General features: G+C 45.3%; 20 protein-coding genes and 2 pseudogenes. 14 read left to right on the top strand and 8 right to left on the bottom strand.

The window, feature by feature from the left end; genetic code table 11:
- Nucleotides 1–991 (top strand): IS4 family transposase (locus DSM107010_RS30000; protein ID WP_127024634.1); only part of this gene is annotated, 991 nt, incomplete at its 5' end.
- Nucleotides 992–1,150: 159 nt separating this feature from the next.
- On the opposite strand, the gene istA is transcribed toward DSM107010_RS30000, so the two are convergent.
- Nucleotides 1,151–2,665, bottom strand: a complete 1,515-nt coding sequence (istA, locus tag DSM107010_RS29990; protein ID WP_199755824.1) for an IS21 family transposase — start codon at nt 2,663–2,665, stop codon at nt 1,151–1,153.
- A gap of 163 nt (nt 2,666–2,828) precedes the next feature.
- Here istA and DSM107010_RS29985 point away from each other — a divergent pair, with 163 nt between their 5' ends.
- Nucleotides 2,829–3,272 (top strand): hypothetical protein, encoded by a 444-nt coding sequence (locus tag DSM107010_RS29985; protein ID WP_199755823.1) that lies wholly within the window; start codon nt 2,829–2,831, stop codon nt 3,270–3,272.
- 94 nt (nt 3,273–3,366) lie between these two features.
- Here the strand turns inward: DSM107010_RS29985 and DSM107010_RS29980 are convergent, their stop codons facing one another.
- Complete coding sequence (locus tag DSM107010_RS29980) at nt 3,367–4,545, bottom strand: RNA-guided endonuclease InsQ/TnpB family protein (RefSeq protein ID WP_106167801.1); 1,179 nt, start codon at nt 4,543–4,545, stop codon at nt 3,367–3,369.
- Nucleotides 4,546–4,802: 257 nt separating this feature from the next.
- Nucleotides 4,803–5,315, bottom strand: coding sequence for a flavodoxin FldA (gene fldA / locus DSM107010_RS29975; RefSeq protein WP_106167802.1), 513 nt, complete (start codon nt 5,313–5,315; stop codon nt 4,803–4,805).
- Nucleotides 5,316–5,765: 450 nt separating this feature from the next.
- Between fldA and DSM107010_RS29970 the strand changes: the two genes are divergently transcribed.
- Nucleotides 5,766–7,043 carry an FAD-dependent oxidoreductase gene (locus tag DSM107010_RS29970; protein ID WP_241994406.1) on the top strand — a complete coding sequence of 426 codons (1,278 nt, stop codon included), beginning with the start codon at nt 5,766–5,768 and terminating at the stop codon, nt 7,041–7,043.
- Between the two features lie 134 nt (nt 7,044–7,177).
- On the top strand, nt 7,178–7,285 hold the full coding sequence (locus DSM107010_RS43215) for a hypothetical protein (RefSeq protein ID WP_127024637.1): 108 nt from the start codon (nt 7,178–7,180) through the stop codon (nt 7,283–7,285).
- A 160-nt stretch (nt 7,286–7,445) separates the two neighbouring features.
- Here DSM107010_RS43215 and DSM107010_RS29960 read toward each other — a convergent pair.
- Both DSM107010_RS29960 and DSM107010_RS29955 read right to left on the bottom strand, forming a co-directional pair.
- A pseudogene (locus DSM107010_RS29960) lies at nt 7,446–8,105 on the bottom strand (IS630 family transposase).
- A 40-nt stretch (nt 8,106–8,145) separates the two neighbouring features.
- Nucleotides 8,146–8,649 (bottom strand): helix-turn-helix domain-containing protein, encoded by a 504-nt coding sequence (locus DSM107010_RS29955; protein ID WP_127024632.1) that lies wholly within the window; start codon nt 8,647–8,649, stop codon nt 8,146–8,148.
- A gap of 38 nt (nt 8,650–8,687) precedes the next feature.
- Between DSM107010_RS29955 and DSM107010_RS29950 the strand changes: the two genes are divergently transcribed.
- From DSM107010_RS29950 to DSM107010_RS29935, 4 genes are all read left to right on the top strand, one after another.
- Nucleotides 8,688–9,668 carry a DUF4396 domain-containing protein gene (locus tag DSM107010_RS29950; protein ID WP_241994405.1) on the top strand — a complete coding sequence of 327 codons (981 nt, stop codon included), beginning with the start codon at nt 8,688–8,690 and terminating at the stop codon, nt 9,666–9,668.
- Between the two features lie 2 nt (nt 9,669–9,670).
- A complete protein-coding gene (locus DSM107010_RS29945) occupies nt 9,671–11,002 on the top strand; it encodes a multicopper oxidase family protein (protein ID WP_106167803.1) in 1,332 nt (443 codons plus the stop codon).
- Between the two features lie 37 nt (nt 11,003–11,039).
- Nucleotides 11,040–11,390, top strand: coding sequence for a DUF4363 domain-containing protein (locus DSM107010_RS29940; protein WP_199755820.1), 351 nt, complete (start codon nt 11,040–11,042; stop codon nt 11,388–11,390).
- A 336-nt stretch (nt 11,391–11,726) separates the two neighbouring features.
- Nucleotides 11,727–12,341, top strand: a complete 615-nt coding sequence (locus tag DSM107010_RS29935; RefSeq protein WP_106167804.1) for a glycoside hydrolase family 24 protein — start codon at nt 11,727–11,729, stop codon at nt 12,339–12,341.
- 472 nt (nt 12,342–12,813) lie between these two features.
- Here the strand turns inward: DSM107010_RS29935 and DSM107010_RS29925 are convergent, their stop codons facing one another.
- Both DSM107010_RS29925 and DSM107010_RS29920 read right to left on the bottom strand, forming a co-directional pair.
- Entirely contained in the window at nt 12,814–14,907 is a 2,094-nt protein-coding gene (locus DSM107010_RS29925; protein WP_127024629.1) for a heavy metal translocating P-type ATPase, read from the bottom strand.
- Between the two features lie 189 nt (nt 14,908–15,096).
- Nucleotides 15,097–15,693 (bottom strand): DUF305 domain-containing protein, encoded by a 597-nt coding sequence (locus DSM107010_RS29920; protein ID WP_241994404.1) that lies wholly within the window; start codon nt 15,691–15,693, stop codon nt 15,097–15,099.
- A gap of 773 nt (nt 15,694–16,466) precedes the next feature.
- On the opposite strand from DSM107010_RS29920, the gene DSM107010_RS29915 reads away from it, so the two are divergent.
- The 4 genes from DSM107010_RS29915 (at nt 16,467) to DSM107010_RS29900 (ending at nt 24,290) form a co-directional block, all read left to right on the top strand.
- A complete protein-coding gene (locus DSM107010_RS29915; RefSeq protein ID WP_241994403.1) occupies nt 16,467–17,228 on the top strand; it encodes a DUF305 domain-containing protein in 762 nt (253 codons plus the stop codon).
- 308 nt (nt 17,229–17,536) lie between these two features.
- Entirely contained in the window at nt 17,537–19,315 is a 1,779-nt protein-coding gene (locus DSM107010_RS29910) for an efflux RND transporter periplasmic adaptor subunit (protein WP_106168273.1), read from the top strand.
- A 49-nt stretch (nt 19,316–19,364) separates the two neighbouring features.
- Entirely contained in the window at nt 19,365–22,490 is a 3,126-nt protein-coding gene (locus DSM107010_RS29905) for an efflux RND transporter permease subunit (protein ID WP_106168274.1), read from the top strand.
- A gap of 309 nt (nt 22,491–22,799) precedes the next feature.
- Nucleotides 22,800–24,290, top strand: a complete 1,491-nt coding sequence (locus tag DSM107010_RS29900) for a multicopper oxidase family protein (RefSeq protein ID WP_106168275.1) — start codon at nt 22,800–22,802, stop codon at nt 24,288–24,290.
- A gap of 361 nt (nt 24,291–24,651) precedes the next feature.
- Here DSM107010_RS29900 and DSM107010_RS29895 read toward each other — a convergent pair whose 3' ends face one another.
- Complete coding sequence (locus DSM107010_RS29895; protein ID WP_106168277.1) at nt 24,652–25,446, bottom strand: aminoglycoside adenylyltransferase domain-containing protein; 795 nt, start codon at nt 25,444–25,446, stop codon at nt 24,652–24,654.
- A gap of 91 nt (nt 25,447–25,537) precedes the next feature.
- On the opposite strand from DSM107010_RS29895, the gene DSM107010_RS29890 reads away from it, so the two are divergent.
- Together DSM107010_RS29890 and DSM107010_RS29885 are read left to right on the top strand one after the other, a co-directional pair.
- Nucleotides 25,538–25,789, top strand: coding sequence for a hypothetical protein (locus DSM107010_RS29890; RefSeq protein ID WP_127024623.1), 252 nt, complete (start codon nt 25,538–25,540; stop codon nt 25,787–25,789).
- Nucleotides 25,790–25,795: 6 nt separating this feature from the next.
- A pseudogene (locus DSM107010_RS29885) lies at nt 25,796–26,311 on the top strand (efflux RND transporter permease subunit); the annotation flags it as partial.
- Nucleotides 26,312–26,389: the final 78 nt, after the last annotated feature.

The raw sequence follows: 26,389 nt of genomic DNA, 5'->3' as shown, positions 1-26,389 counted from the left end.
TCGAAATGTAAGAGTGATAGATGGGTCAACTGTCTCTATGCCTGACACTGTAGAGAACCAAAAAGCGTACCCTCAACCAAGTAACCAAAAACCTGGATGTGGATTTCCTCTTGCCAAAATTGGTGTAATATTTAGTTTAGCGACAGGAGCTGCTGTTGCTCTATGTATCGATATTTTGAACACCCACGATATTAAATTAGCTAGGAACTTATATCAGTTTCTTCATCCATTGGATATTCTTTTGGGAGATAGAGCGTTTTGCGCTTATGCTGATTTAGTTGCTATTAAAAAACTTGATTGTGATGCAGTATTCCGGAAACATCAATCCCGAACAACAACAATGCGACAAGGTAAAATTGTTGGAGATTGTGATAAATTGGTGACTTGGTACAAACCTAAAATTTGTCCAAAAGGATTGAGTCTAGATGAATGGGTTGCCCTGCCACCAACCATAATTGTGCGAGAAATCTTCTACTACATTATCATCCCTGGTTTTCGGACTCAACGAGTCAGTTTAATCACAACTCTATTAGATACAACAACTTATTCTTCTCTAAAACTTGTCGAGCTTTATGGTCAACGTTGGAAAGTTGAATTAGATTTAAGACATCTCAAAACTACCTTGGGCATGGATATTTTACGGTGTAAAACTCCCTCTATGGTTCGCAAAGAAATTTATGCTTATTTGCTTGCTTACAATCTACTTCGTAGCTTGATGTGGTTGGCTGGAACTACTTATGGTGTTCCTCCCTTGCGCTTATCTTTACAAGGTACTCGCCACCATTTAAATAACTTTATTCCCCAGTTATTAGCTACTTCTTCAACCAAAGTAGAGCAGATTTATCGCACTTTACTCAAAGTTATTGTTCATAAGGCTATTCCAGAACGCCCAGGTCGCAGTGAACCACGGGTCCGTAAACGTCGCCCTAAGTCTTATCCTCTAATGAAGCAACCCAGACATGAGTTCCGCAGGCAAATGCAAACTGCTTGAATGATGGACGTTTCAGCTTATCTTAGTGCCATTCGGACTTACCTGTTGCTCACTCCAGGCTTCCAGCATACCGATGAGGCGTAGAGCTTTGAGTTGGTCAACAGTAGAGGGGTTCATAGTCTGCTTCCAATTGCATTGGTGATAGTGTTGTAATTTGCGTTAGTGATAGTAGAGCGGTCCTCGGACATTGGCATGTTCCACAACGGGTGCGGGGTCAGGTTGCGTAGGAACAGGTTCGCAGTCGAGGTGAGTGTCGAGAATCGAGCGCACTCGCCGTAGACCGACCATGCCGAAGACATTTGCCCTCTGACAAGCCGCTTCCAATCGGTCACTGCCGGATTGTTGTCCCAGTCGTTGCAGTCCTCGGATAGAGCGGAAGGCTTGTTCTTCATGATCTTTCCGGTCAAAAATGGCTTGTACCTGTGCCTGGGTGTGCGGTCCAATCTGCTGTGCCCATGCCAGGAATCGCTCCTTTGACTGTCGCTTGTACGCCCAGTGCTCTGGGGGCATGTGGTCGGGCAGGGTGGTGTGACGATAAGACACGCGCGACCGTTCATGACAGGCAAGACGCTTGCCATCGTGGAATACTTCAATCAGTTGTTCACTGACTTTGACTCGAACCTCACGCTGCACAAACCAGTAGGGCACTGAATAGTAGTGCCGTTCGACTTCGATGTGATAATCGAGGTTCACCTTAGCGGTCTTCCACCGGGCAAAGACAAACTGCTGAGTAGGTAAGGGCTTCAAGGCAGGTTTGTCCACCTGCTCAAACAAGGCTTGACGGGACAATCCATAGCCGTGCATCACCCGCTCATTCAGGCGTTTGAGTCGGATGGCAATGGTAGCATTAAGGTCGGTAAAGCTGGTAAATTGTTCATGCCGCACCGGAGCGAGGATCTGCCGCTCGACTTCCTGCACTGCCTTTTCCACTTTGGCTTTGTCGCGTGGTTTGCTGGGTCGAGCGGGAATAATTGCCAAACTGTAATGCTCGGCAAACTCCTGGTAGCTGCGATTGACTCCCGGCTCATAGCGACACGGGTCTGTAACCCCAGACTTGAGATTGTCCGGCACAATACACTCCGGTACGCCACCTAAAAACGCCAATGCCCGTTGGTGTGCGCCAATCCAATGGGATAACTCTTGGCTAGGGGTAGCTTCTGCGTAGGTGTAGTTGCTTGCACCCAGACAGGCGACGAAGATTTGTGCCGAGTTCACTTCCCCGGTTTTCGGATGCACGACCGGAATCGTCAACCCGCAGTAGTCCACAAACAGTTTTTCTCCACCCCTGTACACCTGGCGCATCGACAGCTGCTTTTGTCCTCGCCACTGGTTGTAGCGCCGACAGAAGGTGCCGTAGCTGCACTGCCACTGTTGCTTATCTAAGCCCTCTTGCCATAAGAGCGCCAACGTCACGCCTTTGCGCTGAAGTTCCAAATCTACCCGAGCAAAGTCAATTGGCTCTGCTGATTGGGTCACTTTCCGTTTCCCCTTGCCCAATTGTTCCTGAGCTTCGCTGTCACTGAGTTTGTTTAATTGCTCATAGCTCAACCCTTTGGCGCTGGCTCGACGAATATAGTCCTGCACCGTCGAACGCGCCACCGCGCAGCTTTGAGCAATAGCACACTGGCTGTAACCCAACTCGTGCAGTCGTAAAATTTCTCGAAACTTCTCCATTGACAGTAATCCTCCTTGTCGTTTCCGTTTCGTCATCCACTGAGTCCTCTGGGTCAAAACTGACCGCAGTGTAGAAGCAGGTGCCGAAGTTAGCTGAGAATCACCTGCCGAACTTGGTGGGAATAGGGTGCCGAAGTTGGGTGAGAATTACCTGCCGAAGTTTGTGAAATTTTGCAACTCGCTGGGTGCTGAGGAACGAAAACAAATTACGGCAAATGGGGATGAATTGATTAAGGTATACAAGGCACCTTTAGAGAAATCGCTCCCAAGGGATTACATCCCAGAACCTACCAATCCTGCTCCTGGAGAAGGAAGGCATTGGATTGACAGCAAATCGCCGGAATCTCGGGGTTTGCCCTTCACCAAGACGTTTATTTACGGAACATACAATGGAGAAATAGTCTTTGGGGAGCCGATGCTGACCAAATCTTGGTTAGAAACACAACCGAATTTTACCGAAGCTCTAAAACTTCCAGAAGTATACTCCAAGAGTGCCTACTATCCCACTTCATATAGCGTTAAATACGATCAAACACGGCAAGCATATACCGTGTCTCTCGATCGATTGATGTTTCGCTCTTCAAAATCTTTTGAAGACAAGATTTAAGCGGTCGTCCACATAAGACGAGCGCAGCTCTTTTTAGCAGGAGAGTCTGACATCCTCCCGACGCTGCACTTCGTGACAGCGCGGGGTTCCCAGCTCAACCAGTCAACTTATCAACCAAGTTCTCACTTAATTGACAGAGGTTGGTCTGTCCTTGGGCGTTAATTCCCCAATGCCCTTGGGTACTCGCAATTTTTAATCCTCTAGCTAAAAGCACCTTCGCTGCATTTTCGTCGCGACAAAGATTCGCACCACAACTACAAATATGAGTCCTAGTGCTAAGGCTTTTCTTGACGATTTGACCGCAAGAACTGCACTCTTGACTGCTCCATTGTGGGGGTGCTGGAACGACTATTTTGCCAAAGATTTGACCGTAGTATTCCAGCCAATCAAAAAACATTCTCCATGCAGCATCGCTAATACTTTTGGCAAGATGATGATTCTTCACCAGATTCCGCACTCTCAATGCTTCAAACACCACGAGGTCGCTAGACTTCACTACGGATCTTGCCAACTTGACGGCAAAATCTTTCCGCTGGCGCGATACTTTGAGATGCTTTCTTCCCAGTTTGTTGACAGCCTTTTTCCTTTTATTAGAACCTTTAACTTTGTGGTTTACTCGACGCTGCAAGCGTTTCAAGGCTTTCTCCGATTTTCGCAAATGACGAGGATTTTCTACCTTGTTACCACGATTATCGGTATAAAAGTGAAGCAACCCGACATCCAAAGCAATCACTTGCTCTGTTGGTTCTATTTCCTCACTGCGTTCGTGTTGAATACAGAATTGAGCATAGTACCCATCTGCGCGTCTCACTACCCTAACTCGCTTAATTTGTCCAAGTTGGTAGTAGCTAAGGTCAGCCGCACCAATCATGCGAAATGTACCAGCTTTGAAGCCGTCGATGAAATTGATAGATTGTCTATCCTCAGACAGCTTATAACCACTGGTTTTGTACTCAACGGAACGGGCTTTTTTGAACTTGGGAAATCCCTTCTTTTTAACAGAAGGATTTTTGCAGTTGTCGTAGAATCGCTTAATCGATTGCCACGCTCGTTCGGCGGATGCCTGACGCGCCATCGAGTTAAGCTTTCCCGCCCATTCGTACTCAGTCGCCAAGTCCTTGCAGAGGCGAGACAAGTCATATTGTCCGATACCTTGATTGTCCATCCAGTATCGAACGCACTTGTTGCGGATAAAGCCAGCCGTCCTAACCATCTCATCGATGATTTGGAACTGATTATCCGAACCCCTAAGTTTAGCTTCAAGTACAAACACAACAACTATTGGCTGAGCTTATGAGATTATTTTACCATAAGGTTGCGCTTCGCTCTTTAGTTTATTGGTCGGCATTCATAAGCAGCGCAAGCGCCGTCGCACGGCGCATTGTAGCTGCGTCCCAGCGCCGCGATACTCGACGGCGTGGGCATTCTGCCGACATTTAGGTAAGTTTCAAAACAAGCAACAACGCATAAGTTTACAGCTTCGAGCTTGAAGTCCCTTTCACTCAGATTAATAATGAAGCTACTTTTTTGCTAAATGCCAAAATCTTGCTTCAGCTGAGCGACCCAAGCTTTGATGCGCTCATCTGTTAAGTCTGATTGATTATCTTCATCTAATGCCAAACCGACAAACTTACCATCACGTAGAGCTTTAGAATCAGTAAATTCGTAACCATCTGTAGACCAATAGCCAACTGTTTCGCCACCTCGTTCGACAATTTTTTCTTCTAACATACCCATAGCATCTTGGAAAGTGTCGGGATAGCCTACTTGGTCGCCTTCACCAAAATAGGCAACTTTCTTACTCGTGAAGTCGATGTTGTCAAGCTCGTCATAGAAGTCTTCCCAATCGCTTTGCAGCTCGCCAACGTTCCAAGTAGGGCAACCAACAATGATATAACTATAATTATTAAAATCATTTGGTTCAGCCTTGGAAACATCATTTAAGTTTACAACAGTATTTCCACCAAACTCTTTTTGAATTGTTTCTGCCGCAGTCTGCGTATTGCTGGTTTGAGTTCCGAAAAATAAACCTATCTTTGCCATTGTTCTTCCTCCCTTCTAGTTGGTATTAGAAATATTTACATCGTAATTCGCAAGCGCAATTATAAATCTCTATTTATTGTTTACGTACTTGATAGATAAATACTTCCTCCATAAGAGAGAACAGATTTTTAAATGAGCTGCGAGGAAAAAGACAAGCAAGATACTTCTATTACATCAAACCTCTGGGCAGAACTAGCTTGCGCTATTGCAATAAAATTTAAGACGTTTATTTTCTACTTTAAAGAATTATGGATATGCATTTCATCTCTTTCTTACACGGGTATGTTTTCTGTCTTTCGATAGATAAAGATTTCATACTAATTTCATTCTGATATGCATAGCTATTTTGAATTCTCACTTATTAAGAATTTCATACCTATTTCATTTCTTAGTGAAAAAATTAAGTATAGAAGAACCTATCACTGGTAGAAATTTGCCAGTAATATTGTTATGGGCTTTGATTACGACCTATTTATAATTGGTGCAGGTCCTGGAGGCATTGCGGCTGCTAGACGTGCTGCCGAATACGGTGCCCGCGTAGCAATTTCAGAACGCGATCGAGTAGGCGGCACTTGTGTTGTTCATGGCTGTATTCCTGAGAAACTGATGGTCTATGCTGCTAGTTTCTCCCATGTTTTTGAAGATGCTGACGAATATGGATGGGGCAAAGTTCATCGCCGCGTCAATTGGGATCGATTTATGGCGGCTAAAGACCGAGCGATCGAGCATTTGAGTCAGTTGCATATTCAGCATCTTCAACAAGCAGGAGTTGAACTGATTTACGGAAATACCAAGTTTTTAGATGCTAGTACTTTGGATATTGAAGGACGCAAAGTTACTGCTGACAAAATTTTGATTGCCGTGGGTGGGGAGGCTATTAAGCCAGACATCCCAGGAATCGAATATGCTATTACATCGCGGCAGATGTTTGAACTCAAACAGCAACCAGAGCATATAGCCATTATCGGCAGCGACCAAATCGCCGTGAAGTTTGCTGGGAGTATGAATGGTTTGATCTCAAAAGTCACTTCAGTCGTACCTGAAGACCGCATTCTACCAGGTCGAGATGAAACTCTTCGTACTACCGTTCAAGAAAGCATGACAAAGAACGGTATTCAAATTTTTTGCAATACAAAAGTCAAAAAAATTGAAAGACTACGAGATAGTTTACGTTTAAGTTTGTCGGGAGATGATCGAGACACTATAACTGTAGATACCGTTCTTTATGTTATGGGTCGCGTCCCTAATTTAAGCGGTCTCGATCTGGAGAAGGCAGGCGTTGCCGTCAATCGAGGCGCGATCGCTGTAGACGAGTACAGCTATACCAACAAAGCAAATATCTATGCAGTTGGAGATTGTACGAACCGCCCCCACTGGACTCCAGTTGCTATTGCTTCTGGTCGCGCTTTTGCCGATACCGTCTTTGGCAAACAACCTCGAACCGTGAGTTTTGAGTGCATTCCCTCAGCAGTTTCTTCCCAACCCGAAGCTGCTACTGTAGGTTTGACTGAAGCGGAGGCACGGGAAAATTTTGGGGAAGCTGTATGCTGCTATTCTCAAAGATTTCAACCTCTTTTCGACAGTATTGCCGAACCGGAACAGAAAACTCTAATCAAATTAGTGGTAGATCGCAACACAGATCGAGTGTTGGGCGCTCATATGGTAGGTGAGTATGCTACTGAGATTATCGCTCTTTCATCACTTTTAAAAGAGAAAAATCGGAGTTGATTTCCAGGCTTAAGATGAGGCGAGGGCTTGAGCGTTTATTTTCTCATACGTTGGCTGAAATCAAGGTTTTTCGTAAAAGTGTTGTGCTGTAAGGGTTGTAAATTATTTTCTTAAAAGAGTGATTAAAGAGCGTTATTCAATGTCTTGGACTTGCTATTCGCACGGGTGTGACTAAGAAAGACTTCAATGCAACAATCGGTATTCATCCCTCGGCTGCGGAAGAGTTTTTCACCCTACGCTAATTATTACTACTGCGTGAACTACATTCAGCTAGAACTCATCAGATGTAGAAAATCCGATCCAGCTAATTAAAGGTAAATATGCGTTTTAAACCAGTTTTATGGATAGTGACGTTTGCACTAACTCTGGGACTAGTACAAAGCGGCGGAAATAAGCAAACCATTAAATAGCTAAAACTTTCCCCTTATATGTCCACTTAAAAGGTTTAGCCATTGTTTGATTAAAGTAATCGATAAAATGGAGAATTCGATTTTTCAAATCATCTTTGCTAACGAAACTTGCACGCTTGAGCAATTTCCGAACCAAAATACTGAATCAAATCTCAATTTGATTGAGCCAAGAACAGTGTTTAGGAGTGTAATGAAAAACGATTCGATGTGTTGGGTTAGTCAAAAAGTCCGCACGAGATTTCATGGATTTGAGAATACCGCTTTTTCCCTTCATGCCTAAATCTACATCCAAACCTTCTTTTTCTGCAATCAAACGAACCAAGGACTCAGATTGATGAGTATTAAGACAATCCATGATGAAATGCCATTTTTTGGCTTCAGGATCAGTTTCAATAACTCGTCGTATATTAAGGACAAAATCTGATTCGGTTCTCGAATCTCCACAAGTTGGTTCGACAATATGACCAGTGGCAACATTGAAATTAGCGATCAAGGTCTGCGTACCATGACGAATGTATTCAAATTCTCTTCTCTCTACTTTGCCTGGTCGCATCGGTAAGTCTTGTTCTAATCGCTCAGTAGCTTGAATACCTGTCATTTCATCAATTGATATTGTCCGCTCTCCTTGAAGATGACGTTCAATTGCACTCATGTATAGGACGGTAATATCTTCAACTTTGATGTCAAAGTTTTCATCTGGGGGGGGGAGTCAGCCAGTACCTGTTTTGATGTGGCTTCAATTGAGCTTCTTCTAATAATCTTCCAACGTGACGAGGGGATATGCTTTCAACTATTCCCTGTTTCATCATTTCGTCAGCTAGTTCCCTTGTTGTCCAATGACTGATTGGTCTGCCATAATCTTCAGGTCTTGAACATGCAAGTGCAAATAGCTCGATAATTTGCTCCATACTAAATTTGGCTGGTGCGCCACTTCTCTCAGAGTCTTGTAATTTCTCAAAAACTGATAATTCTTTATTCTCGTTTTCTAACCATCGAGTTCGCCATAAACGAGCCATCTGCCTATTGATATCTAAAGTTCGAGCGATTTGGCGATGATTTTTTCCCTCAGATGCCAATAGGATTATTTTGCCTCTGAGTGCAATTTGCTGTGGAGTATTGTGTCGGCTGATTAACTGTTGTAGTTCCCAGCGTTCACCATCACTTAATTTTAATTCCTTTGGAGCGAGTAGTGCCACACCCCGATCCTTTGGCTATCAACCCAAACAACTGTTCCATGACTATTATTCTCCCACAATTATGGTCTGCTTATTTCCGCCGCTTTGTACTAGTACTCTTAACACCCCAGTTGGGAATAAGTCAAAATTTACCTAACACTCAAGAGAGCGATCGCAATTCCATTGCCCAAAACTCTCCTTCATCTCAACAGGCAACAAACTCAAAAATGCCTGGAATGAAAATGCCTGGCACGAATGAGGCGGATCTCAGAAGACCTGCAATTGATTTTGTTCTAATCGTTTGGTTTAGCCTGACAGCTATTTCAGTAGTCTACGTAGCTTGGGATGCATTCACCAGTAATCCTGAGTTAACAGTAATGAAGTGGGGATGGCTGTTAGTGACTCTCTACACGGGGGCGATTGGTGCGGCGCTGTACGTTCTGTCCTGTCAGGAACCAGAACCGATGCAGCATGAGGAGTTTGTCAAACCTCTGTGGAAGCAAACCTTGGGTTCGACGATTCACTGTTTGGCAGGTGACGCAACGGGAATCATTGTCGCTGCGGCAGTTACTATGACGCTCGGACTCCCGATGTGGCTCGATGTTATCTCCGAGTATGTTTTCGGCTTTGCCTTTGGGCTGTTTGTGTTTCAATCTCTATTTATGAGAGATATGCTGGGCGGCTCGTACCTCAAAGCCGTTCGGCGTTCTTTCATACCAGAATGGCTCTCCATGAATGCGGTGATGGCAGGCATGATTCCAGTGATGGTGATTTTGATGAGTCGCGACATGACCGCAATGGAGGCAACCTCAATCCGCTTTTGGGGCGTGATGTCTCTTGCAACTCTAGTGGGATTTGTCGTTGCTTTTCCAGTCAATATGTGGCTTGTAGCAGTGGGTTTAAAACATGGCATGGGTACTGTGAGGGTATTGGGTAGAGGCGGTCACAGCTTGGCTGCTGAGACAGAACGGATTGCCACAACCTTTGGTGAAGTACCTGCACCTAATGCTTCTACACATCAGGTTATGAAAGGAATGTGAGTATGAAAACCCATAAAAATCGGGATATGAATTCGTCTGCTGCTAATTCGCACGCAGGTATGACGATGAAATCCAAAGCGACGCGATCGCAACTTTTGGCTGTAACGCTATTGACATTAATAGCACTAGCATTTGGCATTCTTATCGCCGCACTCTACGGTGACTTTACAATGAGTGCTAGGAATATGCAGCAAGAATCGATGCCTCAAATGGATATGAGCAACCAATCTGCGTCTGGGATGAACGCGGGCGATCGGTCTATGCCTGGGATGGATATGGGTAGTCAGAAATCTCCAGCACCAGTGTCATCACTAGCACCTACACCTATGACTAGCGTTACTCAGATGAATGGTCTAGTCATGCCACCTGGAATGATTATGACTGCCGATACGAGCATGGAAGCAATGGAAGACATGGCAGCAGTAGATCTGACAAAGATAGCCTACACTGCTCCTGTTGATGCACGGGGCGATCGGACTCTAACGCCCAAACTAGAGAACGGTGTGAAGGTCTTTAACCTCGACGTTTCTTTAATCAAGTGGAATATTCTGCCGGATGTCCAAGTAGCTGCTTATGCCTTCAACCGTCAAATTCCAGGACCGCGTATTCGGGTAACTGAGGGCGATCGCGTGCGAATCGTAGTTAAAAATAATTTGCCCGAACCTACCACAGTTCACTGGCATGGCATGATTCTACCTAACAATATGGATGGTCCAGCCGATATTACCCAAAAGCCAATTGCACCAGGCGCGAGCTATACCTACGAGTTCACTGTCAAGCAAGCAGGCACGTATTTTTACCACTCGCACAAGGATATAGACCGCCAGCAAACGCTAGGAATGTATGGTGCGTTGATTGTCGATCCCAAGAATAAACCCAAAACTCCTGCTTACGACCGAGAGGTTGTAGTTCAACTTCAGGAGTGGACTGTCAAGCAAGGCTATACCTTTCCAGCCATGCCGATGGAAGGGTTACTACCGAACTTTTTCACAATCAACGGCAAAGCCTATCCCAATACAGAAACCATCAATGCTAAGGTGGGCGAGAAAATCCGTTTCCGCTTAGTTGGTTCAAATAACGCTTTCATCCATCCCATGCATATTCATGGTGGTCCATTCAAGATTGTCGAGGCAGACGGAAATCCCGTACCTGTTGCTGCCCAAATTGAAAAAGACACGATTAATGTAGCTCCTGGCGAGCGCTACGATGTAATTTGGACGGCACGCAACAAAGGTAAGTGGTTGCTGCATTGTCACATCGCTCATCATGCGACAAATGACAACGTTGAGGTAAAAGGAGGAGGGGGGTTAACGATGCTCGTCAACGTTACCTGAATTATTCGCTTTATTTAGATATACGTTAGAGGGTATTATGAATCGTTTCAGTTACACGATCGCTGCTACCGCACTCGGGCTACTAGCATTAGTAGGGTGTAGCAATGCTCAACAACCTACTACACAGGCTCCTTCTAGTACTGAATCAACTGCTCAATCCCCCTCTAAAACCTCTGATGCTAGCCAGGAAAGTTTTAGTGCCTTAACTACTGTGGTGTCGAACACGAGAGCAGTGGTTGAAGCAGGAAACTTCGATCGGGCTAGGCAGGAGTTTAACAAGTTTGAGGACACATGGTTAAAGGTTGAGGATGGTGTCAAAGCCAAAGCTGCCGATAGCTATAACTCAAGTTCAGGGTGCGCTCAAAGGAAACGACAAAGTGAAAGCTGATTGAGTATGTCTGGTTTGTTTGGTAGAAAAAAGCCAAAACTCAGAAGAGATTAAACAAGGCAATAGCTTTAATCGTGTAATACTAAGTTCCGCTTGACGATTGGCTCATTCTTATAATTTACCACCATACTCAGCAATACTTTGTTACGATTGCAAAACCTTTTCGGGTTTGTAGAGATCGCTTTGAGTACAATTTACCAGTGCTGTTTCACGAATTTACTGTTGTAAGTGGTGCTAAAACACTCTTCAAAAAAAGCTAAACTCTTCCCTAGAAATAACTCCAAAAAGTGTAAGTGGCAGGCGATAATTGTTGGAATATTAACTTTAGCTTCGCTCATGCTTCTTTGGCAGGTATTTTGGTTACGCAAAATCTCTATCGATCGTGGTGAATATATCCCACCAGCCTTAGCAATGACAGGAGGAAACCCTTACATTCGAGCGTTGATGCGGACTATTTCGGCAAGTGAAGCTCAAGATTCTAACCCTTACACTCTGCTTTATGGTGGCGAACACTTCTGGAATCTCAACCGCCATCCAAACGGATGTATCACAATTATTTCTGGTCCGCATCAAGGTGAGTGTACGACAGCCGCAGGTCGCTATCAACTTCTGACTTCTACATGGCAGAAGAAAGTTCAGCAGTATCATCCCAAACACTTGAAAGGGAATACAATTTCTTACAGTTTTGAGCCGGAATTACAAGATCGGGTGGTATATGCATGGCTGAGCGATCGCCATGCTTGGGGAAACGACATTGCCGCCCTTCTCAAGCAAGAAAAACTGGAGCAGGTTTTACAACTTTTGTCAGCTACTTGGACGAGTCTCGGCTACGGTATAGAAAATAATTTAATCACGCCCAGATTAGCATGGATTTATCAGAAAATACTTGCTGAAGAATTGGCTCAAGTAAATTCAACTTCTATACGGAAAAAGCCAGATATTCGGCACTAAGAAACGATTTGCTTGCTTGAAATGAAAAACAGGACTATCGCTTCATCAAGCGATTAACACAACTGGGAAGGGGATTTAGTTCGTTCAACACAGCTTTGGCGTTCTTTGAGAGGATTTGAGGCAATGAATGTGATTTGTAAATCAGGTTCAAGGCGTTAAAAAAAGCGACGTGCGAGCATCAATAAAGCTAGTATCTCAACTTTTTGAAATTGCACAATAACAAACAGGAATTGAGAAGGATTTTCTGTCATCAAATCGTTTTTGCGACACAACCTATCGAAAGCAGTTGGCATTGTACTAGTGCTTCTGGCACTGCTCGATATTTACTTCACTGCTTCAAATCTCGGTAGTAGTAACAGCTTGACGCTCGAATGCGTCCAAACGCTCGGCTGAATTCCGCGCTCGTCCCATGACCTTTGGGAATCTACGTCTAGAAGGTAGACTCTACGATGCTACTAATCTGGCAATCATCTCATTCTCTGAGTCTAAGCCGACGTAATAACATGGCATTAATCGAAACAACAACAGTCGAAACGCTCATGAAGATAGCACCCACTGCTGGAGATAACAAAATTCCAGAGGAATAAGCGACCCCTGCGGCTAAAGGAATGCCAATGACGTTGTAACCCGTTGCCCAAAACAGATTTTGCAGCATTTTATTGTAGGTCGCTTTTGCCAACTTCAATGCATATGTGGCATCGAGGGGACTACTATTGATCAATACCAAATCTGCGGATTCGATCGCGACATTGGTTCCAGCCCCAATCGCTAGTCCTAAATCTGCCTCAGTGAGAGCAGGCGCATCATTAATCCCATCTCCCACAAAAGCAGTTGGTTTTTCGGCTTTGAGTCTGCGGATAATTGAGGCTTTATCTTGCGGTAGCACGCGGGCATAGTAGCGATTGATGTTTAAATCCTCAGCAACGGTCTTGGCAACTGCTTCTGCATCGCCCGTAATCATCACCACTTGCACGCCCATTTCCTGCAATCTGGCGACAGCTTCTCTTGCAGGTTCCCGCACTCGATCGGCTAATCCAAAAACAGCCAGCACTTGCCGCTCGTCCATGAGGACGATCGCGCTTTCTCCCCGCGACTCGCTTTGCTCCAATCCCGCTTGTAAAGCTGCTGGGAATGCCAGCTTCAATTCGCGCACCCATTCAGGTCTACCGACTCGATAACGTTGGTTGTTTACCGTGCCTTCCACACCGCTACCAGGAATTGCTTGAAAATCTTCGCCTTTTGTAAATTGAATCTGGCGGCGATCGGCTTCCTGCACGATCGCTTGAGCCAGAGGATGTTCGGAGAGCGATTCTAGGGTTGCCGCGATTCCTAACGCTTTAAGTTCGTCAATTTTATCTGTATAAATTCGTTGAACTCCAAATTGTCCTTCCGTTAACGTTCCAGTTTTATCGAATGCAATTGTTTGAATGTTTCTTGCTCGCTCAAATGCTTCTCGGCTGCGAACTAAAATTCCATGTTTTGCAGACATCGCTGTTGCATTGACAATCACGAGTGGAATCGCTAAACCTAATGCGTGCGGACAAGCAATCACTAATACCGTTACAGCGCGATTAATCGCAAAAGTGGTATCAGGACCAAATGCCAGCCAAACAATAAAGGTCAGCGTTGCAACTGCGATCGCAATTAGCGTCAACCAATACGCTAATCGATCCGCTAATGCTTGATAGCGGCTTTTAGAGCTTTGCGCTTCCTCAACCAGGCGCACGATTTGACTGAGAGTAGTTTGTTCGCCTGTTCGAGTAACTTTCACGGTCAACGCGCCATCTCCATTTACGGCTCCGGCAACCACTTCATCGTTGACTTGCTTGGTAACTGGACGGGATTCGCCTGTGAGAAAAGCTTCATTCACGCTTGAAGCACCTTCTGTGACTTCGCCATCGATCGGAATTTGTTCGCCAGGACGAACTAGAATTAAGTCATCGTGTTGTAGCGTATCGACCTGAACATCCTCAACTCGTCCATTGACCAAACGATGTGCCACGGTAGGCACGAGTTCTGCTAAATTCTCTAAGGCTCGACTTGCGCCCTGAACCGATGCCATTTCGATCCAGTGCCCTAGCAGCATGATGTCAACGAGCGTTACCAATTCCCAATAAAATGGTTCGCCTCTCAGTCCAAATGAAACAGCAAGACTGTAAATAAAGGCAACAGTGATGGCGAGCGCAATCAGCGTCATCATGCCAATCTTGCTGTGAAATTCGCGCCATGCCCCTCGTAGAAAAACCCAACCGCCATAAAAGTAGATGACTGTGCTGAGAATTGGGGCAACCCACTCTGAACCAGGAAACGCGATCGCGCGATACCCAAACCACATTTGAAACATGGGCGCGTAGTACAGCACGGGTAAACTTAGCACTAGGCAGATGAAGAATCGTCGCTGAAAGATTTCTGGACTATGTCCTGCGTGCTTATCATGGTGGGAATGTTGCTGTCGAGCTTCATGCAAATCCTGACGGACATCAGCAAGCTGCCTCTGATGTTCGTCATGTCCAACGTATTCTTGCTGGGGTTGCTGATGTCCGTGTTGCTCGTGGTTGTGTCGCATAAGTCTCTTTATAAAAGTGCAGAAAAATGTAGATGGTTCGAGATTTTCAAAACAATGTATAAGAATTATCCATCTCAAGTCTTACGGGAAAAACTAGATCTTCGGCACTAAAAAACGATTTGCTTGAAATGAAAAATAGTGATGGACAGATGTTGAATACTACCACCACTACATTATTATTTATATTCTCTAACGGGATGTACCAGGAGCAAGCAGTGATGGCTCAGGTTCCATAGATGACGAACCTGCTGGAGTAGCACCATTGTATTGAATACCATAATTCTTCGAGAGCATACTTCGCAACTGCGTAATCTCACCTGCTTGTTGAATAACGACATTCGAGGCAAGTTCTATAAATTCATTATGATAGGCGCGATCGATAATTTCTCCAGCGAACTCGATCGCACCCCAGTGGTGTGAGGTTAATGTCTTCATAAACTCAATCTCGAACTCGCTACCATTTAGCGACTCCAACTGCTTCACGACATTTCTGCCAAAATTGTTTGCAGTGGGTTGATAGTTAATTCCATACCAATTACTCAGCCACGATCGCATTGTTTGGATTTCTTGTTGCTGGGCTTCAATCACCTGCTCGCAAAGCGATCTTAATTCGTTGCGCGAAGCTTTCTCTACGCATACTTGCGCCATCTGAACTGCAAAGTTATGACCGTCGATCAGATCTCTGAGCAAGCGAATTTCTAATATTGTGAGTCTATTTCTTGGTGCGGGTGCGTCTGCCTTAGCTGGTATCTTGGTAGCAACGAGCGTACCAAAAGTAAGTGTCATCGCTACCAGCAAATGGGTGGTAAATTTAGCAGCCCAGTTTTGTTGTGTGTTACTATTAAAAAACATAACAGTGTTGATTCAAGTAAGTAGTTGGAATTACACAGACATTAGACGCTCCGCTCGAACTCGAACGCAGTCAAGAAGGCGAAAATTGAAAGCAATTCATTCATAGGATTAGCAATGTGTTAAAGCAAAATCTATGAAGACAGCTTTTTGGCAAGGTAAATGAATACCGTCTATCGAGTTTTCAGGCAAGACACCTAAAACAATCTATCCACCTTAAAGCAGGTACAGAATACCCACTCTAACTGTAACTTTTGGGTTATTTGTAGTTTGTTAGACCCGTAGCTCCAGAGGCAAGTTCAGCATAGAACGTGAAGAATGCTAATTCATCGTTCTGAAGTGAGAGTCATAATTTCTTCCTATTGAAAGACAAGCATTTCATCTCAATTTCATCGCCGTATGCGGTCTTTGCTACAAAGAATAAAAAAGTCGCCTTTTATACTTAGAGTCAAATTATTCGTTCTTCTCACTAACGCGGGCACTGACCTTGCTTTATCGAACTAGAGGTGCGATCGCGATTGACTAGTGAAAAATTTCATCCAAATTTCATCCTGCTTTGCAATACTTAATACTTAGGGCGATTCGATTGCCATGTCGAGCGAAACCTTTGTCTTGCGTTAGCAGTCAGTTACGCTGGCAAACATAACTGTTGACTCTCCAGCCAACTGGAGATTTTACACTGAGAAAGGAAATTCTTAAGCAATAGATTTATGAGTACAAAGTCGTTTATGCAACCTAATTCTACGAAGACTAAGTTTTTGGCGTTAACTCTGGCTGCGATCGCCACAATGACAAGCGGGTTACTCGCTGCTAGTTTTGGTGCCTTGGCAAAAGATAGTAAAACTTCAAATACCACCAACGCTCATCTGAAGCAGAATATGCAGCATGGAAGCGGTATGATGAATCACGGCAGTGGCATGATGAATCACGGCAGTGGCATGATGCAACATGGTAGCGGCATGTCAATGGACTTAGGTCCAGCCGATGCTTACTACGATCTGCGGTTCATTGATGGAATGAGATTGCACCACCGAGGCGCGATCGCAATGGCGAAAGAAGCGCAGCTCAAATCAAAGCGTCCTGAGATTAAAAAATTGGCAGGCAACATTATCATCGCCCAAAACCGTGAAGAAAACGAGCTGCTGCGGAAGTGGCGACAGCAATGGTATCCCCAAGCTAGTAAAGAGCCTGTTGCCTATGGCGGAGAGGGCAAACCTGTAGTGCCAATGACAAAGCAACAACAGCAAAGCATGTCAATGATGATGGACTTGGGAACTGCTGACGCTCAGTTTGACTTGCGCTTTATGAATGCCATGATTGCTCACCACGAAGGGGCGGTGATGATGGCTCAAGATGCTTTGCAGAAGTCGAAGCGACCCGAAATCAAACAACTGGCTAATGAAATTGTCACTTCACAACAAAAAGAAATCGCTCAAATGATGCAATGGCGCAAAGCCTGGTATAACCAGTAACCCAGTCATGCAGTGTAGAGCTGAAAACGCATACACTACACTGCTTAAAGCTACGACAGCATGGATTCCTAGCGAAATAAAGCGATTTGGGCGTGCAAGTATGGCGATCGCATTGAAGGTGAAACAAATTTCCTATGAAATGGCTAATTGCCAATCGTCATTTCATCTTGATTTCATCTGCATAGGAGAAACTAGATACTTAGTAGTGCAGTTGTAGTGCTGTGCTAGCTTCAGGCAAAAAGTCAAAACCTGCTTCGATGCCAACACGGTAAACTTCGCTTCTACGGTACATAAGGACATTTCTAGTGATGCTCAAACCATACCGTCTCCAATCATCTGCACCGCTTCGCCGCTTCTCTGGGGTGATCGTCAGCCTCGCAATCCTGATAGCTCCAGTTACTGTGTTAGCTCACGGCGGACACGGAGACGAATTTCAAGGAGGAGGAAGCGAGGCAACTCAATCACCTGACTCGATTCAAGTTGATGCCGAAACTGCCAAGCGGCTAGGAATCAAAGTCGAGCCAGTTAGCCGACAGCGATTAGCAGTAGGGCTAAAAACGACCGGACAAATTGAAACTCTGCCCAATCAGCAAGTAGAAGTCACGACACCAATTTCAGGAGCTAAAGTAGCCCAGTTGTTAGTGCAGCCTGGGGCTTCCGTGCAAGCAGGTCAACCCGTTGCCGTTATCTCTACTCCCGATTTAGTAGAACTGCGCGTCACTTCCCAGGAAAAGCGAGCGGAGGCACAAGCAGATTTGCAAAAAGCGCAAGCAGACTTGAGACTAGCGCAACAAAACTATCAGCGTTTCTCGCAAATTGCCGCAGCAGAAATTGCCCAAGCACAAAGCCAAGTAGACTTTGCCCAAGAAAAGTCTGACAAAGACCAAGTTTTATTGACTAAAGGTGCAATTCCCCGTCGCCAAGCCCTAGAATCCGAAACCCAGCTAGCCGAAGCTAAAGCTAAACTTACAGCAGCTAACAGCCGCCGAGACGTTATTGCAGCCGAAGCAGATCTCAAACGCGCTCAGTCATCCGTGCAAGCGGCTCAGTCCCGCCTCAACCTCAGCGATGCTGCATATCAAACTCGACTGCAACAACTGGGTGCAAAAGCCAACGCTCAAGGGCTGGTGACAGTTACGGCTCCCATCTCTGGTAGAGTTGCCGATCGCGAAGTCACTATCGGTCAATCTTTCCAAGACGCAGGTGGCAAGCTGATGACAATTGTGAACGACAGTCGGGTTTATGCTACAGCTAACATCTATGAAAAAGATTTAGATAAAGTTAAAAAAGGTCAGTCAGTCAAAGTCACGGTTGCTTCCATGCCCAATCGCACTTTCACCGGACGCATCACCGTAATTGGCTCGGTGGTGGAAGGTGAAACGCGGGTAGTACCTGTCAAAGCCGAAATCGATAATTCTAGCGGAGTCCTCAAGCCAGGAATGTTTGCCCAACTAGAAGTGCTAACGGATCGGACATCTACAGCACTCTTGGCAATTCCCAGCTCGGCTGTGGTGGAAGCTAATGGCAAGCAGATGGTTTACATCCAAAATGGCAATGCTTACCAAGCAGCTGAAGTCACTTTAGGTCAAACATCTGGAGACACGATCGAAGTGAAAAGCGGCTTATTTGAGGGGGATGCGATCGTTACCCAACGCGCGCCCCAACTTTACGCACAGTCTTTACGGGGAGGTGGAAAAGAAGCTCCAGCAGCAGACGGAGAAGCCGAAGCACCTGAAGCAAGTAACCCAGGAAAAAGCCCTGCCTCTACAACAGCAGGAGCGCAATTTCCTTGGTGGTTGGCAGGAGCAGCAGGGGGATTAGCAATTGGTACTGCTGCTTTCGCAGCAGGTGCTATTTGGTCTGGTCGTCGCACTAAATCTCAGCTCGTACCAGCATCTACAGGATTTGCTGACGAATCTCATAATTATCCTAACGGTACTAATGGTAATGGTTCTACCAAATCAGCGACTTACCATACACCCAAACTAGACGAGCGAGCAGAATCTGTTTCTGGTGATGAATCATACTCAATGAACGACAACCACCATCCAAGGAGCCAGCACTCAGAAGTCAGAGACCGAAAGTAAAATCGTTCATCCATTCATATTGAAAATTTGAAAATTCAAGACTATTACAATGCTCAGTGCTATTATTCGGTGGGCGATCGCTCGACGTTGGCTCGTGATTTTAGGTGCAATCGTTCTCACATTTTGGATATTTCGCACCATAGTACAAATGCCGCTGGATGTGTTTCCCAGCTTTGCACCCCCGCAAGTAGAAATTCAAACGGAAGCACCAGGACTCGCTCCCGAAGAAGTTGAATCTCTAGTAACTTTACCCATTGAGAGTGCAATTAACGGTACGCCAGGAGTGACAGCAGTACGCTCTTCTAGTGCAGCAAGCATCTCTGTTGTCAGAGTTATCTTTAACTGGGAAACCAATATCTATCAAGCGCGGCAGCTAGTAACAGAGCGGTTACAACAAGCATCTGGCAAGCTTCCTGAAGGGGTGGAAACGCCACAAATTTCTCCTACTAGCTCTCCAGTCGGCACCGTCATCAAATACGCCTTTACTTCCTCAAGCACTCCCCTGATGGAAGTGCGGCGCATTGTTGATTGGCAAGTGACGAATCGCTTGTTAGCCGTACCAGGTGTGTCTCAGGTGGTAGCATTTGGTGGAGATGTGCGTCAGTATCAGGTACTGGTCGATCCTGAAAAGCTGAAAGCTTTTGACGTATCCTTACAAGACGTTACCGAAGCCGTTGCTGCCGCAAATGCCAATGCTCCAGGTGGCTACTTAATTACCCCTGACCGAGAACGGTTGATCCGAGGAATTGGGCGAATTGAATCGATCCAAGAATTACAGCAATCGGTAATTACTGCCCGTAGGGGAACACCTGTCAAAATAGCAGATGTTGCCTCCGTGCAAATTGGTGCCCAACTCAAACGGGGCGATGCCAGCTTTAACGGTCAAAAAGCCATTATTGTCACGGTTAATAAACAGCCTCAAGCTGATACTCCCACTGTCACTCGTGCTGTTGAGGCGGCAATGGAAGAAGTAAAAGCAGGCTTGTCTAAAGATATCAAGGTTTCCGTAACTTTCCGTCAGGAAGATTATATTGATGCCTCGATTGAAAACGTGAGAGAGGCTTTAGTCGAAGGTAGCATCATTGTTGCCTTGATTCTGATTCCATTCCTCATGAATTGGCGCAACCTGGCAATTTGTTTAACTGCCCTGCCCTTATCGTTGCTGATAGGAGTGTTACTCCTAAACTGGTTAGGACAAGGTTTGAATACGATGACTTTGGGTGGGTTAGCAGTAGCCATTGGCTCAGCCGTTGACGATGCGATTGTAGACGCAGAAAATGTCTATCGTTCCTTGCGGGAAAATAAATACTCTCCCCACCCGCGTCCCGTTTTGGATGTTGTGTTTGAGGGATCTCAGGAGGTGCGCGATTCAGTATTTGGAGCAACGATAATTACTATCGTTGTTTTCTCCCCAGTTTTTGCTTTGTCTGGCGTGGAAGGTAGCATTTTTATTCCTATGGGGTTGGGCTATATGGCGGCAGTGCTTGCTTCTAGCTTGACAGCACTGACGGTAACTCCAGCTTTATGTGCAATTCTTTTACCTTACGGTCGCTTGCCAGAAAGGGAGCCTTGGGTGGCAAGATTTTTTAAGCGGCTTTATCAGCCTTTATTAACATTTTCCATGCGGCGCTCTGGAATTATTTTAGTTGTAGCTGCCGCGAGTTTGGTGGCGGCAATCGCGATTGTTCCCTCATTTGGACGGGTATTTTTACCGGAGTTTCAGGAGCAATCCCTAATCAACGCTGTCAACCTTTATCCAGGTGTCTCTCTAGAGACCACCAATCAGGTTGGCTTTGCTATCCAAGATGCCAATAAAAACGATCCTCGGTTTGAGGCGATCGCACTCCGCTCCGGACGTGCGCCTGGGGACACCGATGTAGGTGGTGTCAACTTTGGCGAGCTGGATGTGCAGATCGGTGAAGCAGGCATGAAAGATAGAGAAGCGACGATTGAGAAGCTGCGGCAGGAATTTGCCAAAATACCAGGAGTAGCAGCTAATATTGGCGGTTTTATTTCGCACCGGATGGATGAGGTGCTGTCTGGAGTCAGAAGTGCGCTTGCCGTCAAAATTTTTGGTTCTGATTTAGAGCAGCTTCGTACTATCGGGCAACAAGTGAATGAGGTGATGAAAACTGTTGAGGGAATCGTAGATTTGCAGCTCGAACCCCAAGTACCAATCGAACAAATCCAGATTCAGTTCGACCGAGCGGCGGCTTCTCGATACGGTCTTCAGGTAGGACAACTTGCCGAAATTATTGAAACTGCGCTTAATGGGCGAGTGGTGTCTCAAGTTTTGGAAAACCAACAAACCTTCGACTTAATCGTGTGGTTAAATCCGGACGCTCGTCAAAATCTAGATACCATTCGCAATTTGCTAGTTGATACTCCAAGCGGTCAAAAAATTCCTTTAGCGCAAGTTGCTACAATCGATTACGGCACGGGTCCGAACACGATCAACCGCGAAAATGTTTCCCGTCTAATTGTTGTTTCTGCTAATGCAGCAGGCAGAGATTTGCGCTCTATCGTGAATGAAATTAAAGACAAAGTTAGGCAACAAGTGCAAATTCCCTCTGGCTACTATATTCAATACGCTGGTCAATTTGAGGCACAAGAACGAGCCACACAAAACATTTTGATCTCCAGTGCCGTAGCTTTTGTAGTCATTACGGTAATCATGTACCTTTCTGTTAAATCTATCCCCTCTACCGCCACAATTATGATTAATTTGCCCTTAGCGTTGGTAGGGGGAATATTTTCGGTAGCTTTGACTGGGGGTATTATTTCCATCGCCTCCCTAGTTGGCTTTGTTACTCTGTTTGGGGTTGCTACTCGTAATGGTTTGCTACTGGTGGACAACTACAACACCAAATTTGCAGAAGGGATGCCTTTTAGAGAAGTTTTGATTAAAGGGTCGATGGAACGGCTTAACGCCATCCTGATGACAGCTTTTACCTCTGCTTTGGGCTTGGCACCTTTAGTAGTGGAGGGCGGACCGGGAAAGGAAATTCTGCAACCACTTTCAATAGTAGTGCTTGGTGGGTTGTTTACTTCTACAGCATTAACGCTAATGGTATTACCTGCTTTATACGCCAAGTTTGGAAGGTTTTTGATACCCAAGCGAAATCCGTCAGATGTGAAGAGTAGTACGGCAATTGGAGTGCCTTGTGAGCAGTAACCCTTGAATAAGATTGCTTCAAAACTGAATTCAATTGCGTTTTACTAAAATTTTTGCTTGTCAGTTGAAAGAAGGTAAACCAGGTATGGGGCTGATTAATCAGAAACACAGGTATCACCAATTGGCGAACTCACTCGGCTTCTCGTTTATAAGTTGAAAATTAGTAAGTAGATTCCTCAAATGCGATCGCTACCAATCCTGATTGGATTAGTAGCATCGGTAGGAAGCTATCTCTAGAGAATCTTAAAAAAGAAAAAATTACAGGCTCAAATCTTAATTTTGCAGGCTTTATCCTGTAAGGGACAGAATATGGTAAAAGTTAATCGCCGACAGTTTATTATCCTCAGCACTGCTAGTGCAGTGACTGCATCAGTCGCGAGCATTGCATTCGCACAAAACAACAGGAATCCCTTCAAAACTCAAGCCTTGTCCCCCAAACTTTACAAAAGTGCTGGCGGTCTACTAAAACTTGACCTAGAAACAAGTTCTCGCCCTATAAGTTTGGGAGGCAAACGAGCATACCTTCTGGGCTATAACGGACAAGTACCCGCTCCTCGGCTCGAAGCACAAGCAGGAGATACAGTTCGCATCCGCTTTACTAACAACCTTACCCAACCCACTAACCTACACTATCATGGGTTACACGTTACCCCCGTAGGCAACGCAGATAATGCTTTCCTCGACATTCCACCGAAAGAGAGTTTGACCTACGAATTCACTATCCCGAAAAACCACCCATCCGGCACGTTTTGGTATCATCCTCATCGTCACGGCTACGTAGCAGAACAAGTATTTGCTGGATTAGCAGGTTTATTTATTATTCGGGGTGAGTTGGATGAGATTCTTGAAATTCAAGCTGCGAAAGAGGAATTTTTAGTTTTACAAGATTTTGCTTTAGACCGAAACGGGAGCATTCAATCTCCAAACCATATGGATATGATGATGGGGCGCGAGGGAGAACTACTGACTGTCAACGGTCAAATCAAACCCACTTTCTCCATTGCTTCTGGTGGCTTACTACGCTTGCGATTCCTCAATGCTTCACCTTCTCGGTTCTACCGCCTCGCTCTCGAAAACCATCCCTTCTACTTAATTGCTACAGACGGGGGAGCTTTAGCTGAACCAGTGGAACTCAAAGAGCTGCTACTTGCGCCTGGAGAACGAGCAGAGATGTTGGTGCGTGGGGAAAGAGAGCCAAAGCAGTACCGCTTGTTAAATTTACCCTACAACCGAGGTGGGATGGAAATGATGGAAGATGAAATGGGTATGATGGGGGGTGGTAGCAGCCACATGATGGGGGGAAAGTCCCAGGTAAATCCTCAAATTTTAGCAACTCTGACTTATCAAGGTTCTACCTCTACCCTGCCTTTACCCAAACAACTCATTCCTGTAGAAACACTACCAGAGCCAAAGACAGTCAGACGGTTAGAATTGTCAATGGAGGAGGAAATGACTCCTGGTACGGGGATGAGTTTTACGTTCAACGGGAAAGCTTTCGATCCAAATCGCATCAATACTCAAGTTAAGTTGAATACAGTCGAGGATTGGGAATTAGTTAACGTCGATCCAGACCGTATGGATCATCCTTTCCATTTGCACGTCAATCCTTTTCAAGTCATATCGCGTAACGGTGAACCAGAACCCTACCGCGCTTGGAAAGATACTATTTTAGTGCGTGGAGGTGAAACTGTCCGCATCCGCATTCCGTTCCGCGATTTTTCTGGTAAGACTGTTTATCACTGTCACGTTCTCGACCATGAAGATTTGGGGATGATGGGGATTGTGAATATACGAGCTTGACGTTAAAACCTGCTATAGAAGTTTTTGCCTTCACAGGTATTGAGGTGTAGATATCTCTAGAGAAAGTATTGTTAACATTGCAGACTGGACTGAAGTAAGCTAGAACGTGCAGAGTTTATGCAAGCGTTAGCAGGAGATTGTAGGATTAACGACACAGTTGAGCGGTGGCAAACAAACTTTACTATCGTTACCAAAAGCTTCTTTCCATCTGCTCCAATGCAGTTACTAATGAGAGCGGGGTATGGCAAACATTTTTGTTCAATTGTCATTTACACGAAATCAGCTTCTGGAGAGCATTTAGAGAAATAAGTGGGTGTTCTACCATACCCCACTCCTAGTAGTATATTAGCCAGTCTTTCGCTCAGTTCAGATGTATATTACAGGACGTTATTATATACTTCAAAAAGCTAACGGACTCAATTGCCCGAACTAACTTGGACGTGTAATGCGACTTACCGCCATCTTCTCGAATATCAATCGCTTCCTGAATTAAACGATGCCACTTATGTGGCACACAAGATAAAGCATACTGTCCTGCTCCAGTCTTTGAAGTTATGTCATTCTCTCTAAATGTGTAGAACTGTCGCAAAATGCCCAATATAGACCACTGAATCCCTTCATTTGTCAAGAGATATGCTATCCTTGTAGGCTTCTTTGTCCAACTCACCCAGTATGTATTCAAATTCTCAAGCATTCTTGAAATGAGCAAGTCCCAATTTACTGTAAAAGCAAGCTCTTTAGGGTCAGATCCTATGACAGCGATTCCTCGATTCTTCAAAACCCACCAAGTAACTGAGTTCAAGTCATGATACCCGTGTGGATGGAGTATCTCCTTGTAGTAGTAGGGATAGGGAGCAATTTCTCCCTCGAAATGCCCTAAGTCCTCCCGCTGGAGATAGCCTCCTTCCAGTTTCCACTTGGGATACTTCTTTCGCATCTCTCGATGAATGCCTCGCAGGTATCTGATTTCATCTTCCCTAGCTTGGTGGCTTACAACTGTAATGAAGTCGATATCACTAAACTTCTCATTGAAAGCACCTAGTGCAATTGAACCACAGACGTAAAATGCCACCATAAAGTCAGGGAGCCTTTCTTCCATCATCTGAGTGTAATCTGCTAGGACAGGTTGAATTACTTCAGGGATTCCTTGATGCATACTATCTGCTACATCAGAATAGATTAGGCTTACTACATATAAGCCACGCTCTACAACCTGGTACTCGTATTTTGCGTCTCTCGCCCCACTTTTGCTGTCTACTCATATTTTTGAATCTTTTGCCGCAAAAGTACAGTTTAACAACAACGATCTGTACATACCTGCTAAATCGAGGGGGGTAGAGGAGTATGGAGTCCACTTCACCCTTGGCGATGCAGTCACAAAACTTCAACTGAATCGCCCGACAAATTTCATCTCGATTTCATCTGAGTTTGGGACATTAGATACAGTGCCTCACTACAAATACAACTATCACCAAGCCGCTGTCCCAGCTATGGTCTAGAAAATAATGCTCAACTCTATTGTCAAATGGTCGATCGCTCAACGGTGGCTGGTTGTTATCGCTTCCATCATCATTACCTTGTGGGGATTTCGCGTCCTGACTCAAATGCCGCTAGACGTTTTCCCTGCCTTTGCGCCGCCGCAAGTGGAAATTCAAACTGAAGCACCTGGACTGGCTCCAGAAGAAGTGGAATCCCTCGTCACTCGACCGATAGAAAGTGCTATTAACGGTACACCTGGAGTCGAAACGCTACGTTCCTCTTCTGCCGTCGGTATTTCCGTAGTGAAAGTGATTTTTGGTTGGGACACTGAAATATATCGCGCCCGCCAGCTAGTGCAGGAGCGATTGCAACAGGCTCAAAGCCAGTTGCCGCAGGGAGTGGAGCCGCCACAAATTTCTCCGATTAGCTCTCCTCTCGGGGCGGCGATTAAATATGCCTTTACCTCCGAAACTACTCCCCTGATGGAAGTGCGGCGCATTGTTGATTGGCAAGTGAAGAATCGTCTTTTGGCTGTGCCTGGGGAGTTGCGGGTAAATGAGTTACCAGTTAAACTGAGCGGATAACTTATTGCTCAACTATGTAAGGTTTTTGGTAAGTCC

It is taken from the genome of Chroococcidiopsis cubana SAG 39.79, assembly GCF_003991895.1.
Classification (GTDB): Bacteria; Cyanobacteriota; Cyanobacteriia; order Cyanobacteriales; family Chroococcidiopsidaceae; genus Chroococcidiopsis; species Chroococcidiopsis thermalis.
This window is presented reverse-complemented; position numbering and strand designations above follow the sequence as displayed.

Coding starts and splice junctions, on each gene's coding strand:
- istA (WP_199755824.1), bottom strand. CDS start 2,665: ATGGAGAAGTTTCGAGAAATTTTACGACTGCACGAGTTGGGTTACAGC.
- DSM107010_RS29970 (WP_241994406.1), top strand. CDS start 5,766: ATGGGCTTTGATTACGACCTATTTATAATTGGTGCAGGTCCTGGAGGC.
- DSM107010_RS29895 (WP_106168277.1), bottom strand. CDS start 25,446: ATGCATCAAGGAATCCCTGAAGTAATTCAACCTGTCCTAGCAGATTAC.
- fldA (WP_106167802.1), bottom strand. CDS start 5,315: ATGGCAAAGATAGGTTTATTTTTCGGAACTCAAACCAGCAATACGCAG.
- DSM107010_RS29950 (WP_241994405.1), top strand. CDS start 8,688: ATGACTATTATTCTCCCACAATTATGGTCTGCTTATTTCCGCCGCTTT.
- DSM107010_RS29940 (WP_199755820.1), top strand. CDS start 11,040: ATGAATCGTTTCAGTTACACGATCGCTGCTACCGCACTCGGGCTACTA.
- DSM107010_RS29915 (WP_241994403.1), top strand. CDS start 16,467: ATGAGTACAAAGTCGTTTATGCAACCTAATTCTACGAAGACTAAGTTT.
- DSM107010_RS29900 (WP_106168275.1), top strand. CDS start 22,800: ATGGTAAAAGTTAATCGCCGACAGTTTATTATCCTCAGCACTGCTAGT.
- DSM107010_RS29925 (WP_127024629.1), bottom strand. CDS start 14,907: ATGCGACACAACCACGAGCAACACGGACATCAGCAACCCCAGCAAGAA.
- DSM107010_RS29920 (WP_241994404.1), bottom strand. CDS start 15,693: ATGACACTTACTTTTGGTACGCTCGTTGCTACCAAGATACCAGCTAAG.
- DSM107010_RS29910 (WP_106168273.1), top strand. CDS start 17,537: ATGCTCAAACCATACCGTCTCCAATCATCTGCACCGCTTCGCCGCTTC.
- DSM107010_RS29945 (WP_106167803.1), top strand. CDS start 9,671: ATGAAAACCCATAAAAATCGGGATATGAATTCGTCTGCTGCTAATTCG.
- DSM107010_RS29935 (WP_106167804.1), top strand. CDS start 11,727: ATGCTTCTTTGGCAGGTATTTTGGTTACGCAAAATCTCTATCGATCGT.
- DSM107010_RS29905 (WP_106168274.1), top strand. CDS start 19,365: ATGCTCAGTGCTATTATTCGGTGGGCGATCGCTCGACGTTGGCTCGTG.